Origin of the sequence: uncultured Pseudoteredinibacter sp., assembly GCF_947500695.1 — a bacterium.
In the GTDB taxonomy this organism is placed as follows: domain Bacteria; phylum Pseudomonadota; class Gammaproteobacteria; order Pseudomonadales; family Cellvibrionaceae; genus Pseudoteredinibacter.
Genome location: NZ_CANMSS010000009.1, coordinates 191,818 through 207,425 on the forward strand (window position 1 = coordinate 191,818; position 15,608 = coordinate 207,425).

General features: G+C 47.1%; 15 protein-coding genes. 4 read left to right on the plus strand and 11 right to left on the minus strand.

The annotated features are described in order from the left end of the window. Positions 1–35 precede the first annotated feature (35 nt). Positions 36–1,097 (plus strand): AraC family transcriptional regulator, encoded by a 1,062-nt coding sequence (locus Q1A08_RS16315; protein ID WP_299774841.1) that lies wholly within the window; start codon positions 36–38, stop codon positions 1,095–1,097. A 38-nt stretch (positions 1,098–1,135) separates the two neighbouring features. On the opposite strand, the gene Q1A08_RS16320 is transcribed toward Q1A08_RS16315, so the two are convergent. The 5 genes from Q1A08_RS16320 to ccoG all read right to left on the minus strand — a co-directional run bounded on the left by Q1A08_RS16320 (position 1,136) and on the right by ccoG (position 6,786). Next, entirely contained in the window at positions 1,136–1,996 is an 861-nt protein-coding gene (locus tag Q1A08_RS16320) for a sulfite exporter TauE/SafE family protein (RefSeq protein WP_299774843.1), read from the minus strand. A gap of 18 nt (positions 1,997–2,014) precedes the next feature. Next, positions 2,015–2,215 carry a cbb3-type cytochrome oxidase assembly protein CcoS gene (gene ccoS, locus Q1A08_RS16325; RefSeq protein ID WP_299774845.1) on the minus strand — a complete coding sequence of 67 codons (201 nt, stop codon included), beginning with the start codon at positions 2,213–2,215 and terminating at the stop codon, positions 2,015–2,017. Between the two features lie 25 nt (positions 2,216–2,240). Beyond that, positions 2,241–4,625 (minus strand): heavy metal translocating P-type ATPase, encoded by a 2,385-nt coding sequence (locus Q1A08_RS16330; protein ID WP_299774847.1) that lies wholly within the window; start codon positions 4,623–4,625, stop codon positions 2,241–2,243. After that, positions 4,622–5,137 carry a FixH family protein gene (locus Q1A08_RS16335; RefSeq protein WP_299774849.1) on the minus strand — a complete coding sequence of 172 codons (516 nt, stop codon included), beginning with the start codon at positions 5,135–5,137 and terminating at the stop codon, positions 4,622–4,624. Before Q1A08_RS16335 ends, Q1A08_RS16330 begins: the two co-directional genes overlap by 4 nt. Positions 5,138–5,352: 215 nt before the next feature. Beyond that, positions 5,353–6,786, minus strand: coding sequence for a cytochrome c oxidase accessory protein CcoG (gene ccoG, locus Q1A08_RS16340; protein WP_299774851.1), 1,434 nt, complete (start codon positions 6,784–6,786; stop codon positions 5,353–5,355). 619 nt (positions 6,787–7,405) lie between these two features. Here ccoG and Q1A08_RS16345 point away from each other — a divergent pair. Next, a complete protein-coding gene (locus Q1A08_RS16345) occupies positions 7,406–7,630 on the plus strand; it encodes a hypothetical protein (protein WP_299774852.1) in 225 nt (74 codons plus the stop codon). A 61-nt stretch (positions 7,631–7,691) separates the two neighbouring features. Here Q1A08_RS16345 and ccoP read toward each other — a convergent pair whose 3' ends face one another. From ccoP to Q1A08_RS16375, 6 genes are all read right to left on the minus strand, one after another. Then, the gene (gene ccoP, locus Q1A08_RS16350; protein WP_363323547.1) at positions 7,692–8,585 is read right to left on the minus strand and encodes a cytochrome-c oxidase, cbb3-type subunit III; all 894 of its coding nucleotides are present in this window, start codon (positions 8,583–8,585) and stop codon (positions 7,692–7,694) included. Between the two features lie 15 nt (positions 8,586–8,600). After that, positions 8,601–8,792, minus strand: a complete 192-nt coding sequence (locus tag Q1A08_RS16355) for a cbb3-type cytochrome c oxidase subunit 3 (RefSeq protein WP_299774856.1) — start codon at positions 8,790–8,792, stop codon at positions 8,601–8,603. A 17-nt stretch (positions 8,793–8,809) separates the two neighbouring features. Beyond that, positions 8,810–9,421, minus strand: coding sequence for a cytochrome-c oxidase, cbb3-type subunit II (ccoO, locus tag Q1A08_RS16360; protein WP_299774858.1), 612 nt, complete (start codon positions 9,419–9,421; stop codon positions 8,810–8,812). 18 nt (positions 9,422–9,439) lie between these two features. Further along, positions 9,440–10,882, minus strand: coding sequence for a cytochrome-c oxidase, cbb3-type subunit I (gene ccoN / locus Q1A08_RS16365; RefSeq protein WP_299774860.1), 1,443 nt, complete (start codon positions 10,880–10,882; stop codon positions 9,440–9,442). A gap of 277 nt (positions 10,883–11,159) precedes the next feature. Continuing rightward, positions 11,160–12,383 (minus strand): argininosuccinate synthase, encoded by a 1,224-nt coding sequence (locus Q1A08_RS16370; protein WP_299774862.1) that lies wholly within the window; start codon positions 12,381–12,383, stop codon positions 11,160–11,162. Positions 12,384–12,694: 311 nt separating this feature from the next. Beyond that, positions 12,695–13,621 carry an OmpA family protein gene (locus tag Q1A08_RS16375; protein WP_299774864.1) on the minus strand — a complete coding sequence of 309 codons (927 nt, stop codon included), beginning with the start codon at positions 13,619–13,621 and terminating at the stop codon, positions 12,695–12,697. Between the two features lie 154 nt (positions 13,622–13,775). Here Q1A08_RS16375 and pyrC point away from each other — a divergent pair, with 154 nt between their 5' ends. Continuing rightward, positions 13,776–14,810, plus strand: a complete 1,035-nt coding sequence (gene pyrC, locus Q1A08_RS16380; protein WP_299774866.1) for a dihydroorotase — start codon at positions 13,776–13,778, stop codon at positions 14,808–14,810. Between the two features lie 34 nt (positions 14,811–14,844). Then, on the plus strand, positions 14,845–15,495 hold the full coding sequence (rnt, locus tag Q1A08_RS16385) for a ribonuclease T (protein WP_299774924.1): 651 nt from the start codon (positions 14,845–14,847) through the stop codon (positions 15,493–15,495). Positions 15,496–15,608: the final 113 nt, after the last annotated feature.

Below are 15,608 nucleotides of genomic sequence, written 5' to 3' on the forward strand. Positions count from 1 at the left end.
CTCTTTATCAAACATGACACAACAATTGGTGGGCAATGACATTTAACAAGCCAGTGCCCCAGCACAATTACAGTTGCTCTAATGCCTATTTCAGAGCCGTCTTAGATACCGCGGTTTCACTAGGTCTTGAAAAAGCCTCCCTGCTTGGAACATTAGATATCTCTGCAGATTCAATTGCCGAACCCAATGGCCGTGTTCCTATGGATAAGGCTGTGCAATTATTGGAGCTAGCTGCCAAGCTATCTGGAAACCCAGACATTGGTCTCTATGTAGGGCAACATATTAAAGCTGGTTCGTTTGGCCTTCTGGGCTACCTGAATCAATGCAGTGCAAGCGTTTTAGAAGCCAGCCAGTTAATGATCAAGTTCAAACGAATCGTTTTCGATGCAGGTGATACCAATATGCACGAAGAAGGCGATATGACGGTCTATACCTGGAGTGCGATAAAAGAAGAATATTCCAAGCAGCGTTATTTAGTAGATGCGATCTTTTCGGGCTGGGTTCATTTTACTGCCTTGAGCACGTCCATGCAGGGGCTTGTCAAAAAAGTAGAACTCAGCTATGAAGCACCTGTTAGTAGCAAAGAGCATCAACAGCTTTTTGGTTGCGAAGTCGAGTTTTCTTGCCCGCACAATCGCATCTATGTGCGAAGCGAAGATGTAAAGCGCCCATCACCACAAGCCAACAGCGAAATTTTTGAAGCGCTGAATAAGCAAGCCTGCAACTTTTTGGATAAACTTAATTCCCAAAGCTCTACTACGGCCAGCATTCGCCATCACCTCTATAGACTACTCCCCAAAGGAGAAGCAAACATTGAAAGTGTCGCTCTTGCAATGACGGTTAATCGTAGAACATTGCAGCGTAAACTTGAGCAGGAACAAACAAACTTTAGGGCTGTACTGAACAATCTAAGAAAGGAACTTTGTGAGCAATACTTAAAAGATAGCAGTCTATCAATATTAGATGTGGCACTACTATTAGGTTTTTCAGACAACAGTGCCTTCACATCTTGGCACCGCAGCTGGTGGGATGGACGATCCCCAACAAAGCATAGAGAAGAGCTACTCAGTGACGGAAAAGGTTCACCGGCCTTTTAATCTATCAAGTCGTGTCGCGACGGGTCTAAGCAAAGCAGCTACTGTTTTTTCCCTGAGTCGTCAGTTGTGACTTCGTGGTTCATGCCCTCGTGGTTCATGCCTTCGTGGTTCATGCCCTCGTGGTTCATGCCTTCGTGGTTCATGCCCTCGTGGTTCATGCCTTCGTGGTTCATACCTTCGTGATTCATACCTTGATGACTCGCACCATGTCCAGCATGTGCGCCATGCCCAGAATGAGACAGAGGCATCCAAAGTGTCCAAACACCAAAAGCAATAATGCTCAGCGCGAAGAAACGTCGAACGATAATATTTTGAAACAAAGATTTGAAGCTTTCTGCGGCCCAGCCACTTGCTAACACCGCGGGAAGTGTTCCTAGACCAAAGCCCAACATAGCGATAGCGCCACCATAGGAACTACCTTGTGCAACAGCATAAGCTAGAGCACTGTAAACCATACCACAGGGAAGAAATCCCCAGGCCAGGCCTAGTAATACAGCTTGGCCAGAATTATTGACGGGTAAAAGGGGCTTCGTTAAAGGTTGAATATATCTCCAGATATAGGACCCAACTCGTTCGAGATAACTCAAACCGCGCCACCAATTAGCAAGGTAGAGCCCCATAGCAATCAACAAAAGTCCTGCAATAATGCGCAGTACAGAGTTAGCTCCTATTTGGTTGCCGACGGTACCGGCGACAAGCCCTAGCAATGCATAGCTGCTTATGCGTCCAAGGTTATAACTCAGCAGAATGCCATAACGCTTACCCCGCTTTTCCGGGCCTATAGCAAAGCCCAAAGCCGAGGCAATTCCGCCACACATTCCTAAACAGTGACCGCTACCTAATAGGCCAACACTAAACGTGGCTAGAAAAACTGGCCAAAGAGAAACAATATCCGCCATACTTCAACTTATCTGTCGTTAATCTGGGTTGCTGCTTTCGCTACTTTCAGCTTGGCGTTTCTCTTGTTTTGGAGCAGGCTTTTCTTCATCGAATAAAATGCGCTGTCCTTCGGTATCCAAGTCGTCAAACTGATGGTTATCAACTGCCCAAAAAAATACCTTGGCAGCGACAATCACAAAGACAATGGCGATAGGGATTAAAATATATAGACTGTCCATTTTGCACCTCAGCGTTAAGGCTGACTCATAGCTTGTTTAAACGCAGCGCATTAAGCACCACAATTAATGAGCTGGCCGACATACCAATAGCCGCCGCATATGGAGGCACCAAGCCCGCAGCTGCCAAAGGCAATGCACAGACATTATAGCCAATTGCCCAAGCCATATTTTGAGAAATAATTTTTCGGGCAAAAAAGCTACTGTCTATGGCATTTGGCAATGCTCGGAGGTCGCCACTTAATAACAAGCTATCGGCATGGGTTTGTGCAATATCGCTGGCACCAGACATAGCGACTGAAACATCGGCACCTGAAAGTACCGGCACGTCGTTAATCCCGTCCCCTACCATCATTACCGTTTCACCCTGCTCCTGATACGATCGAACCTTCGAGAGTTTCTGTTCAGGGGAAACCAGGGCGCTAGCTTCGCCGATATTTAATTTCTCGGCAATGTGACATACCGTCGCAGTAGCATCGCCTGATAAGAGCTCTATCTGTACTTGCTTATCACCTAAATGCGAAATAGCTGGCTCTGCACTCTCGCGAAGTGGATCTTGTAAAAATATCTCCGCAGTAAGCTCGCCATCGACGGCCAGCACAATAGCTTGCGTATCGATAGGGTTATTCACCAACACAAATGCCGCACGGCCCAGTCGAAGCTCTTTGCCCTGCCACAAGCCGCTCACACCCGCTCCGGTATGGGATTGAATATTCTCTATCTCTAACTGTTGTTCAAAGCCCCGAAACGCCTTGGCAATCGGATGACTGTTACCTCGTTCAAGCGCTGCCGCCAAGGAAAGAACCTTTTCTTCACTTAGATCGTTTTGATGGCATATCACCTTCGCAACCGTTGGCTGTCCTTCGGTTAAGGTTCCGGTTTTATCAAAGACCACTCTGGAAAGCTTAGTTAGCGTTTCAATCACATGACCTTTTACAATCAATAAGCCTTGTCGACGCAGGCGATTAGTCGCCGCCGTTAAAGCCACGGGTGTTGCTAAAGACAATGCACAAGGACAGGTAACCACCAATACCGATAAGGTGATCCAAAGCGCATCTTCTGGTTTATATTGCCACCAGAATAAAAACACAGCGGCCGCGATAATTAAAACCGCCGCTACAAAATAAGCTGCCACCCTATCGGCTATCGCCACCTGGGCGGGCTTTTCCTGCTCCGCTTGGGCCACTAAACGCGAAATAGAAGATAAACGAGTGTTATTTCCTAGGGCCGTAACTTTAATCCAAAGCGGGCTTTCGCCATTGACAGTACCTGCCGCAACATTTTGGCCAACAGTTTTCGCTACCGCCATTGATTCACCCGTCAACAAGGATTCATCAACTTGGCTACGCCCTTCCAAAACATGGCCATCACAGGGAATCGTTTCCCCAGACATCACCATCACAGTGTCGCCAGCATTGATTAATTTTAAAGGCACTGTCTCTACATTTTTATCGCTATCGCAGCGATGCGCGGTAGGTGGCAACAATTGCGCCAAATTACCCGCGGCAAAACCGGCCCTATGTCTTGCCCGCATCTCTAGATAGCGACCAATTAAGAGCAGGAAGGTAAACATCGAAACAGAATCGAAATAGACGTCGGGGCCGCTACTTAGTGTGGCCCACACACTGGCTGAATACGCCAGGATAATGGCAATGGAAACCGGCACATCCATAACCAGATGGCGAGTTTTTATAGCGCGCCATGCCGCTTGATAAAAAGGCACGGCACTGTAGAAAACTACCGGTGTAGCAAAAAGAAAGCTGATAAAACGTAAATAGCCTTGCCATTGATCACTGATGCCAAATAGCTCACCGCCATAAAGTGCGATAGCAACCATACCGACCTGCATCATGCCTAGGCCGGCGATGCTTAGGCGACGTAGGGCCTTGCGGTTTTCATCATCGAGTAGGCGATTTTGATTTTCATCAGTCGCAGGCTGAGGCCTAAAGCCAACATCGCTTAGGCTGGCAAAGATTTCGCTAAGTGAGCCTTCCGACTCATCGTAACTAATCCAACAGCGATGGGTGCTAGCGTTAACGCGCACTTTGCTAACCTGAGGCAAACGTTGAACATGCTGCTCGATTAACCAAACACAGGCCGCGCAAGTAATTCCACCTAGCAGTAATTGTGCTTGTCGGTCACTACCGTCCAACTGTAATACGAAGTCCTGTTGGACTTCAGGCAGGTCATAAACGGTCCAACTGTGTTGGGAGTCTTCGTCAGGACGATCAGCGCTTTCGCTGCGATACTGGTAAAACTGAGTTAGCCCGCCATTCACAATAGCACTGGCCACGGCCTGACAGCCCACGCAACACATGGGCTGAGAGACACCTTCAATTTCCACTGGGAAATCAGCGCCGGCCGGGATTTCTAACTGACAGTGAAAACAGCGCTCTTCGGCTGCTTGACTCACTGGCCACCCATTTTGGCGATCTTGCTATCTTTGAAGTTAATGTCACCATTGAGACGCCATTCCACTTCATTGATATCACCTACTGGAGACAGGCGAAGATACTGACGGAAAGTAAGCTGATGCTCTAAATCGCCGCGATAGCGATTCCCTTGTAGCTGATGCATAAGCACAATTCGGTCATATTCATGATTGGTTGGGTGAATAATCTCTAGCTGGAGCTGCTCTGGATCATTCACTAGACCCGTTACATCCATCAGGATATCGCCAACTTCAAGATCAAATTCAACCTGAGCGGCCAAGCCCAATTCTTTGGCTCGCTCATCCTGCTCTAAACGCTGGTTGATCATTAAGCCATCTTTGTAATAGTTATCACTGACCACTGAGTCATCAGCATTAACCGCCAAGTAAATGGTATAGGCACAGGCAATAACAACAGAGCCTGGTAAGGCAATGAGTAACCAAGGGTAAAACTGCTTGTACCAAGGTACAGTATCTTCAATGGGTGCAGGCATATCAGCATCCTATTCGCTAAAACTTATAACTGGCTAGAAACTAAGGGCTTTTAACAGGGCCCTTTAATCCGGAGCATTATAAACTAAGCCCCCCCAAAGTGCTGTATCTGGATCAAGTAGATACGAGTTCTTTACCTGTTAAGAATTCTACGGCCTAAATAAAAAGGCAGCCATTAGGCTGCCTTTTGCTTACTTCAAGCTGTTCTTGGAATGGATTACTTCGGTGCTGGCCCAATAAAGCTTGCCTTTTGAATGGCGTGCACAGTTTCATCGTCTTCAGCTTCGACCACGAAATAAATGGTCGACTTGGTGGAGTTCAGTTTGTCTCGATCGATTCTTACACTCACTGGTAAGGAGAAGATCTCACCCTCTTCCAAGTAGGCGCGATATTTCTTCTTCATGCGGTAGTCACTTGGTGACTCGCCCGTTTCATCAGCCTGAACGTCCACGCTGAAATAACTTTCACCACGCCCCATATTGTTAATCTTAACCATATAGACGTTTTCGATGTATTCAGGCGTTTCGCGGAACAGTTTGGCACCGCGATCTCGGATAACGTCTACCCCCAATGGAGTACGGGTGCCAACGGTATAAGCAAATAAGCCGATCATTAAACATACGGCAACAACATAGCCAATGAATCGAGGACGAAGTACATGAGTCTCGCCAGTTTCCATGGAGTCTTGCGTCGTAAATCTAATCAAGCCGCGCGGATACTTCATTCGATCCATTACGCTGTCACAGGCGTCAGCACACAAACCGCAGTCAATGCACTCATACTGCAGGCCATCTCGAATATCGATATCCACGGGGCAAACCTGCACACACCAACCGCAATCGATACAGTCACCCAAGCCTTTGGCTTTATAATCTTCACGAGCTTTGCGCTTACCGCGAGATTCGCCTCGTGCCTCGTCATAGGTTACTAACATTGTATCGCGGTCATACATTACAGACTGGAAGCGAGCATATGGACACATGTATTTACACACCTGCTCGCGTAAAAAGCCTGCGTTGCCATAAGTCGCTGCAGCAAAGAAGAAGACCCAGAATGCACCGGCTGGATGCGCATTAAAAGTAAATAAATCTACGGTTAAGTCTTTTACTCCGTAAAAATACCCAATGAATGTCAGACCGGTAATAAATGAGATTAAGAACCATAAGCCATGCTTGGCGGCTTTTTTGCGAAACTTGGTAAAGCTCCATGGGGCCTTATCCAGTTTAATTCGCGCATTGCGGTCACCTTCGCACTTATCTTCTGCCCAGATGAACATTAATGTCCAAACAGTTTGCGGGCAGGTAAATCCACACCAAACTCGGCCTACCAGTACGGTCACGGTAAATAGGGTAAATGCGGCAATAATTAACAACCAGGCCAGTAACATAAAATCTTGGGGCCAGAAGGTTGTCCAAAGAATGTGGAATTTACGCTCTGGTAAATCGAACAGTACAGCTTGGCGTCCTTCGATGTTAAACCAAGGCAATAACATAAAGCCCAGCAGCAGCGGTATACCGGTATAACGGCGCAAGCGCTGGTAGAAGCCTTTTACTTTTCGGGTGTATATTTTGTTGGAGCCCGCTTCATATAAGTCGATATATTGCTTTTTGGGCTTGCTTTCCACTTCCGTGGTAGGAATCTTATCAGTCACAATGAGACCTCTTCAGGTTTTCCCAGTATTTATCTGGGTATCACGGCTATTCACATGCTTTACATGTTTCCATCAATCGCTCGTGCCGCTTTAGCGGTTCTTTTTAGTTGATCGCCCGGACGAGCAATCTAGGTTGGGCTTTAGCCCTTTAAAAACGATGGCTTAAATAACGCCTTACACTAAGGATATGCCACAATCTTTTATGGCGCGAATGTTAAACCTTTTATTACTTTAACTCTAGCTTATATAAGTCCATTTACTTGCACTGGATCAATTAAACGCCTATCCCCTTCTCTATCGGCATTTACTCGGTAATAGTGAGATTCATTTAACATTGTATGCACATAGCTCAGTGGCATCTTGACCGGCTATTCCAGTGCTAAGCAGCCGTCTCAGGGGCGCAAAAAGCGGCATCCGTGCCAGCTCTCGTCCTCATCCGATTCGGACAAGCCCTGAGACGGCTGCTTAGCACTGGAACACCCTGCAATAAATTTCTTTTTAATCTAACACCCTAGACCTAGTCAAAATTATATCAATCTTGATCGACCCATAAATGTAAGAATCTAGGTTGGGGGAGTGATTTGGAGTGACTAAGCTCCTGGATGGAACGGGTGGCTGCATGGATGCAGCATTCGGAACGGAGAATCACTCCCCCAACCCAGAGTCTGGTCAGTCATCACCCCAATCAAAATTTAAAACTCCCTCCTTAATAATGAGAGATCAGGCCAAAGTACAGCCAACTACTAATTATAACAAAGGAAGTTTCGCACAATTGCACCAGCTGATTGAAAGCGACGAGTTTATAAACATAGGGATATTAATAAACACTGCCGATAAAAAATAAAAAACGCCACACTGGTTTCCCAGGGTGGCGTTTTAAGCTTGCTTGATTAATTAATTAAAAATTAATCTTGAGACAAGCTGTATACATAAGCGGTCAACATGCGAATCTTGTCTTCACGTAGTTTGTCAGCCTGAGCTGGCATTACGTTAGCGCGACCGGCACGAACAGAGTGACGGATACCTTCGCCAGTTCCTTCGTATAGCCAGATGCTATCAGTCAAGTTAGGCGCACCCAACATCTTGTTACCAGTACCATCAGGACCGTGACAAGCTACACAAGTCGTGTTGTAAACCTGCATACCTTTTTCTAGCTTAGAAGCGTCGTGCTCTTGGCCAGACATCTTCAGAACGTACTCAGCAACAGCTACTACACCATCCTCACCGATTACATCACCCCAAGGAGGCATTGCACCGTTACGACCGTGAGTAATACTCATTTCAATTTCAGCAGGCGTTCCACCGTACAACCAATCTTTATCGGTTAGGTTAGGGAAGCCCACGTTACCGCCACCATCAGCACCGTGACATACAGCACAGTTGTTGGCGAACAAACGAGTACCAATCTTCATGGCCTTAGGATCTGCAGCAATATCTTCGATTTTCATGTCTTTATACTGACCGAAAGTCTCAGAATATTTTGCATTGGCTTTTTCCATCTCAGCTTCCCACTGACCGACAGAAGTCCAACCTAAAACACCTTTCCAGTTACCTAGAGCTGGGTACATTACAAAATAGATAGCACCGAACACCAAAGTAATAACAAACATCTGGAACCACCACTTTGGAAGCGGGTTATCGTATTCCTGAATGCCGTCGTACTCGTGGCCAGTGGTTTCGTTTTCTGGATCGTCATCATCGCTAACAGCAACTTTCTTGTTCGCGAACAAGACCCAGCAGATCAATACTAAGTTGGTTAAGGTTAATAAAATTACCCACCAACTCCAAAATGTAGTCAACATATTCAAATACCTTTATTCAGCGTTGCTGGACCGGGCGTCTTTCTCGGTCGACGCCTGTTGGTGATCAACTTCGTCGGCAAACGGTAAGTTTGCAGCCTCATCAAAGCCTTTTTTGCGCTTGCTGCTCCACAACCAAATCCAAGTTGCGATAAAGCAAATCATCAAAAAAACCGTTGAGATGCCACGCCAATCGTTAATATCCATAACGCTCTACCCAGTGATTAACGCTTCTGTTTCAACAACAAACCCAGGTTCTGCAAGTAGGCAACCAAAGCTTGAACTTCAGTCTTACCTTTTACAGCTTCCTCGGCACCGGCAATATCTTCATCGGTGTAAGGAACACCCAAGGTACGCAATGCTTCCATTTTCTTAGGAGTCACAGTGTGATCTAACACATTGTCAAACAGCCAAGGGAAAGCAGGCATATTGGATTCAGGTACTACATTTCGTGGGTTGTATAAGTGCGCGCGGTGCCACTCATCAGAGTAACGACCACCTACACGAGCCAAGTCAGGACCAGTACGCTTAGAGCCCCACAAGAATGGGTAATCGTAAACAGACTCGCCTGCAACAGAGTAGTGACCATAACGCTCAGTTTCAGAACGGAATGGGCGAACCATCTGGGAGTGACATACGTTACAACCTTCACGGATGTAAATGTCACGACCTTCCAACTGCATAGCAGTGTAAGGCTTCAGGCCTTCGATAGGCTCGGTAGTTGCCTTGTTAAAAAACTGAGGCACAATTTCTACCAACGCACCGAAGCTGATGGCAACGACCATCAGAATCATCATCAGGCCGATATTCTTTTCTACTTTATCGTGATTCTTCACGGTTATCTCTCCTCTACCTTAAGCCGACTGAGGCTGCGCAGCAGCAGCGTTATCAGATTCAGCTTGGAATGTACGGTAGGTGTTGTAGGCCATAAACAGCATGCCACCTAAGAAGATTGCACCACCTAGTACACGCACATAGTGACCTGGGTAACTGGCTTCTACAGATTCTACGAAGCTATAGGTCAAGGTACCGTCAGCGTTAAATGCACGCCACATCAAACCTTGCATGATGCCGTTCACCCACATAGAGGCGATGTACAAAACAGTACCGATAGTCGCCATCCAGAAGTGCAAGTTAACCAACTTCACGCTCCACATCTCTTTGCGACCTAGCAAAGCAGGAATCAAGTGGTAAAGAGCACCGATAGATACCATGGCAACCCAGCCAAGTGCACCAGAGTGTACGTGACCAACAGTCCAGTCAGTGTAGTGAGACAAAGCGTTTACAGTCTTGATAGACATCATTGGGCCTTCGAAGGTAGACATACCGTAGAAAGACAGAGATACCACCAAGAAACGAAGAGTTGGGTCAGTGCGCAATTTGTGCCATGCGCCAGACAAAGTCATGATACCGTTGATCATACCACCCCAAGATGGAGCCAATAGAATCAAAGACATCACCATACCAACACCCTGGGTCCAATCTGGCAATGCAGTGTAGTGCAAGTGGTGAGGACCAGCCCAAATGTATAGGGAGATCAAAGCCCAGAAGTGGATGATGGATAGACGGTATGAGTAAACAGGACGCTCAGCCTGCTTAGGCACGAAGTAGTACATAATGCCCAAGAAACCTGCAGTTAGGAAGAAACCTACCGCATTGTGACCGTACCACCACTGGATCATCGCATCCATGGCACCTGCATAAGCAGAGTATGACTTGGTCAAGGTTACTGGGATAGCCGCAGAGTTAACTACGTGTAATATCGCAACCGTTAGAATAAAGGCACCGAAAAACCAGTTCGCTACATAAATGTGCGAAGTCTTACGCTTAATAATAGTGCCGAAGAACACGATACCGTAAGACACCCATACCAAGGTGATCAAGATATCGATTGGCCATTCTAGCTCAGCGTATTCTTTTGAAGAGGTCATACCCAAAGGCAGCGTAATTGCAGCCAATAGAATAACCAATTGCCAACCCCAGAAGGTGAATGGGACTAAGAACCCACCAAACAAGGTTGCCTGACAGGTACGCTGTACCACATAGTATGACGTTGCAAACAAGGCACAACCACCAAATGCGAAGATAACCGCATTAGTGTGCAATGGACGCAAGCGACCAAAGTGTGAGAAAGGTTGCATAATGTCATTCAGTTGCGGCCAGGCTAGCTGCGACGCGATCAGTACGCCCACCGTCATTCCGACCACGCCCCAAACGACGGTCATCACGGCGAATTTACGTACTATATCGTAGTTATATGCCGGCTGTTCACCAGCGGTTGCCAAGTTACTACTCATAGCGACTTTCCTAATTGATTTTAAGAATTGAGGATTCTTTTTTCGACCTAACAACGCCTCAAAACTCCTAGGGAGTGTTTTCGGCTGTCATTGGATACTTCTTTAATTACCCCAATGCACCGCAAATTATCTACGATGTCAGGTTTTTATCACTTGATTCCGATCAATAAGACCAGTCAGCCAGCTTAAAAAAGCCAGTCTAGGCAATGAAATTGGCTGAACACAGTCTGCCCTACCGTCCATGGAGTATGGGCTAATTATTTGCTGTTGCCAGCTTTTATAGGTTATTTCGACCTTTATCGGCCGCAATTCGTAAACGCAAAGAGTTCAGACGAATAAAGCCCTCAGCATCTTTCTGGTCATAGGCGCCTGCATCATCCTCAAAGGTCGCAATTGCCTCATCGAACAGACTATCAGCACTGCGGCGACCAACAACCGACACACTGCCTTTGTATAGTTTTACACGAACATCACCATTCACATGCTGCTGGCTATCATCGATAGCGGCTTGCAACATTTTGCGCTCAGGGCTCCACCAGTAACCGTTATAGATTAGATCAGCATATTTCGGCATCAACTCATCTTTAAGGTGAGCCGCTTCGCGATCTAGGGTTAGCGATTCAATACCACGGTGTGCCTTCAACATTATGGTGCCACCTGGAGTTTCATAACAACCACGTGACTTCATGCCCACATAGCGATTCTCTACGATATCCAAACGGCCAACACCGTTCTCGCCGCCCACTTTGTTTAGATACTCCAAAACTGTCGCCGGGCTCATAGCTTCGCCATTAATAGCAACAATATCGCCCTTCTCGTAGGTCAGCTCTAGGTAAGTAGGCTCGTCCGGTGCCTCTTCTGGAGAGACACTCCAACGCCACATTTCGGCATCGTTAGCTTCCCACCAAGGATCTTCCAAATTGCCACCCTCATAAGAGATATGTAGCAAGTTAGCATCCATTGAGTAGGGAGATTTTTTCTTACTGCTGGCGAAGTCCACGGGGATGTTGTGATCTTCGCAATATTTCATAAGGGTTTCGCGGGAAGTTAGATCCCACTCACGCCAAGGCGCAATTACCTGAATACCCGGCTTAAGGGCGTAAGCGCCCAGCTCGAAACGAACCTGGTCATTACCTTTACCGGTCGCACCATGCGAGATAGCATCAGCGCCGGTTTCATTAGCGATTTCAATCAAGCGTTTAGCAATTAGCGGGCGGGCAATTGAAGTACCCAGCAGGTACTCACCTTCATAAATAGTGTTGGCTCGGAACATTGGGAAAACGAAATCGCGGGCAAACTCTTCACGCAAATCGTCAATGTAGATCTCTTTTACGCCTAGCGCTTCCGCTTTGGCTCGTGCTGGCTCAACTTCTTCGCCCTGACCGATATCAGCGGTAAACGTTACCACTTCGCAGTTATAAGTTTCTTGCAACCAGCGCACGATAACCGAGGTATCTAAACCACCGGAATAGGCCAACACTACTTTTTTTACTGAGGACATAATTGTCTCCCGCTATGGATCGATAACTTTGGCTCGCCATTAATAACAAGCCTTGCTTAATAGCCCTGTGATTGCCAGAGGCCTATGGCTGTTACTCGCCATTTTATTATGCAGTCTCTACCTGCTAGTCAAATTTTGAACGAAATTACCGTAAAAGAAGGTTTTCGCGCCTAAAATTTGGCGCACGTATTATACATAGAGGGACAAATATTTCACAGAACTATCCCTAAATTTAGCGCAAAACAACTACACTTTTTGGGTTATCTAAGTTCAAACGTCACTAGAAACAGCGCAACGGGAAAAGCAAAGCGCTAACGTGAAGCCACATCCAAGGAGACTTCGCCTTTTTCGAGGCGAACGGTTACACGACGATTTACAGCACGTCCTTTAGCGGTACTATTGCTCGCTACGGGGTAGCGCTCGCCATGCCAACGAATCTGAATTTTATTTTTATCTAAGCCTGCGCGTAGCAAGTACTCTGCTACCTGCTCTGCCCGCTTTTTAGACAGCTCTAGATTTTCGGCCATGATACCGCGGCTATCGGTATGCCCATCAATATAGTAAGTGGTCACCTCCGAGTCGGCCTTGGCATATACAACCACCTTATCTAAGGACGCCCGCTGCTGTTTGCTCAGCGTCTCTTTGGAACCGCCAAAAAACAGCGTAGTACGCTCAACTTGATCGAAATTCACAGGCAAAAGGCTGGATACGCAGCCAATATAGTCATCATAAACCGGGCGGTAATTCAACGAATTAAAAGCTACAGACAGTGATTCACTATCCCCGTACCATGGCTTACGGGTAATCACTACCTGCTGGCCTTTACCCAGTTCAGCCATAATACGCTCAGCAAGCTTAGGCCCCAGAGTTACCGGCCGCTTGGATTCAACAACATCTATATAGCCAAGATTCGTCACCGCAGAGCGCGGCTTCCAGACAGGCCCTGTTATTTGTAAAGAACCGCGCCCGCGCTTAAAGAATACACTCTTTGTATCTAGGAAAAATTGCTGCCGCTCCCCTGCCCTGCGGTAAAACACCACCTGCCCATATTGAGGCACCATTTGACTCATCCGGCATTCAAAAATAGAGGACTCACTCTCCCAACTAGACTGGTCAAAGCCAGCCTCAAAGCGCATTGCTTCAGCATTTGAGACAAGCAGGAAACACAAAAATAGTGTCAAGCATAGCACCGGCTGCAGCAAATCAAGGCGACGATTAGATTTAAACGACTGCGACATTAGCCCACACCCCTAATATACATTCAATAACTGAAGCTTAGACTAAGAATATCGGCACACAGCGGATGTGCTTTAGGCCCAATTTTGGTAGGATGCCGCGACAAAGAACTATAGTTATCACCATTAGCCTGAATACTGCTTGCAAGGAACCTTAATGAGCCAACGCTTAACCATCTGCCGCCCAGACGACTGGCATATCCACCTACGAGATGGAGTCGCATTAGAACACACCGTAAGGGATGCCTCGCGCTACTTTGGTCGTGCGATTGTCATGCCCAACTTGGTTCCCCCGGTTCTAAATGCAGAACAAGCGCTTGCCTATAAAGAGCGCATCCAGGCTCATCGCCCAGAGGGCTCCCAATTCGATCCATTAATGGTGCTATACCTCACTGATAACACTAGCGCAGAAGACATTGCGGCAGCGAAGGCCGCTGGTATTGTCGCATGCAAGCTTTATCCTGCTGGGGCCACCACGAACTCCGACTCAGGCGTTACCGATATTAAAAACATCTATCCAGCTTTAGAGGCCATGCAAAAGCACGGCATTCGCTTTTGCCTACACGGAGAGGTGACCGATAGCAGTATCGACATTTTTGATAGAGAGCAGCGCTTTATTGATTCAACATTAAAGCAGCTCAATCAAGATTTCCCTGAGCTGAAAATGATTTTAGAGCATATTACTACCAAAGATGCGGCCGACTTCGTAAACGCCGCGGGTGATAATATGGCAGCTACCATTACCGCTCACCACCTGCTGTACAATCGCAACCATATGTTAGCTGGTGGCATTCGACCACATTATTACTGCCTACCCATTCTAAAACGATCAACCCACCAAGAAGCTCTGATCGCAGCAGCTTGCAGCGGCAGCTCAAAATTCTTCCTTGGCACTGACTCAGCACCGCATGCTAAACACGCTAAAGAAGCCGCTTGTGGTTGCGCTGGAGCCTATACAGCTTTTGCAGCCATCGAAATGTATGCCGAGGCTTTTGAAGAAGCTAACGCTCTCGATAAACTAGAAGGCTTCGCCAGTCACTTTGGCGCTGATTTTTATGGCCTTGACAGACATAGCGACACTATCACTCTAGTTAGAGAAGACTGGCTGGTACCCGATAGCATGAATTTTGGTGATAGCGACCTTGTCCCTTTAAGAGCCGGCGAGACTTTGCGCTGGCGCGTTGCCGATTAACCGTAAAAGAATTTAAGGAGCCAGTGTGGCAGTCATGAGCCCGGCCGAAGAAACACCGGACATTAAAACTCTTTTTGCACAACGCTTTCGCGGCTTTTTGCCCGTGATTGTTGATGTAGAAACGGGTGGCTTTAACGCAGAAACAGATGCACTACTCGAAGTAGCTGCTGTAACTCTTCGCATGGATGAGGATGGCCTATTGCACCGCGACGAAACGTTCGCCTGCCACCTTGATCCATTTGAAGGCTCAAACATCGAACAGTCCGCTCTCGACTTCACTGGTATTGACCCCGAGAGTCCTGAACGCGATGCCCAACCAGAGATGATTGCCCTGCCAGAAATTTTTTCTGCCATTCGAAAAGCAGTAAAAGCAAACGGCTGTACCCGAGCGGTCATGGTGGCACACAATGCTCATTTTGACCTAGGGTTTATCAATGCGGCTGCAGATCGCTGCCAAATAAAGCGCAACCCTTTCCACCCCTTCTCTTGCTTTGACACGGCAACTTTGGCTGGCCTTGCCTTTGGTCAAACTGTACTTGCCAAAGCCTGCATTGCAGCCGGCATGGAATTCAGCAACAGCGAAGCTCATAGCGCCGCTTACGATGCCGAGAAAACAGCCGATCTTTTTTGCTTAATAGTCAACAAATGGCAAAGTATGGGTGGCTGGCCTCTACCGCAAGAATAAAAATTTTGAAAACTAAAGCCCTAGCTCTCATAGGGCTTTGATGATAGCTCTTTCTACAATCTTGCTTACACGCAAAATTTTATTTCAATCCGCAACACAAAGTCAGCTCAGCT

Bases quoted from the DNA above. Each gene is read 5' to 3' on its own strand.
- rnt (WP_299774924.1), top strand. From the start codon at position 14,845: ATGAGCCCGGCCGAAGAAACACCGGACATTAAAACTCTTTTTGCACAA.
- pyrC (WP_299774866.1), top strand. From the start codon at position 13,776: ATGAGCCAACGCTTAACCATCTGCCGCCCAGACGACTGGCATATCCAC.
- ccoS (WP_299774845.1), bottom strand. From the start codon at position 2,215: ATGGACAGTCTATATATTTTAATCCCTATCGCCATTGTCTTTGTGATT.
- Q1A08_RS16375 (WP_299774864.1), bottom strand. From the start codon at position 13,621: ATGTCGCAGTCGTTTAAATCTAATCGTCGCCTTGATTTGCTGCAGCCG.
- Q1A08_RS16335 (WP_299774849.1), bottom strand. From the start codon at position 5,137: ATGCCTGCACCCATTGAAGATACTGTACCTTGGTACAAGCAGTTTTAC.
- Q1A08_RS16345 (WP_299774852.1), top strand. From the start codon at position 7,406: ATGGATGCAGCATTCGGAACGGAGAATCACTCCCCCAACCCAGAGTCT.
- Q1A08_RS16315 (WP_299774841.1), top strand. From the start codon at position 36: ATGACATTTAACAAGCCAGTGCCCCAGCACAATTACAGTTGCTCTAAT.
- Q1A08_RS16370 (WP_299774862.1), bottom strand. From the start codon at position 12,383: ATGTCCTCAGTAAAAAAAGTAGTGTTGGCCTATTCCGGTGGTTTAGAT.
- Q1A08_RS16320 (WP_299774843.1), bottom strand. From the start codon at position 1,996: ATGGCGGATATTGTTTCTCTTTGGCCAGTTTTTCTAGCCACGTTTAGT.
- Q1A08_RS16355 (WP_299774856.1), bottom strand. From the start codon at position 8,792: ATGGATATTAACGATTGGCGTGGCATCTCAACGGTTTTTTTGATGATT.
- ccoN (WP_299774860.1), bottom strand. From the start codon at position 10,882: ATGAGTAGTAACTTGGCAACCGCTGGTGAACAGCCGGCATATAACTAC.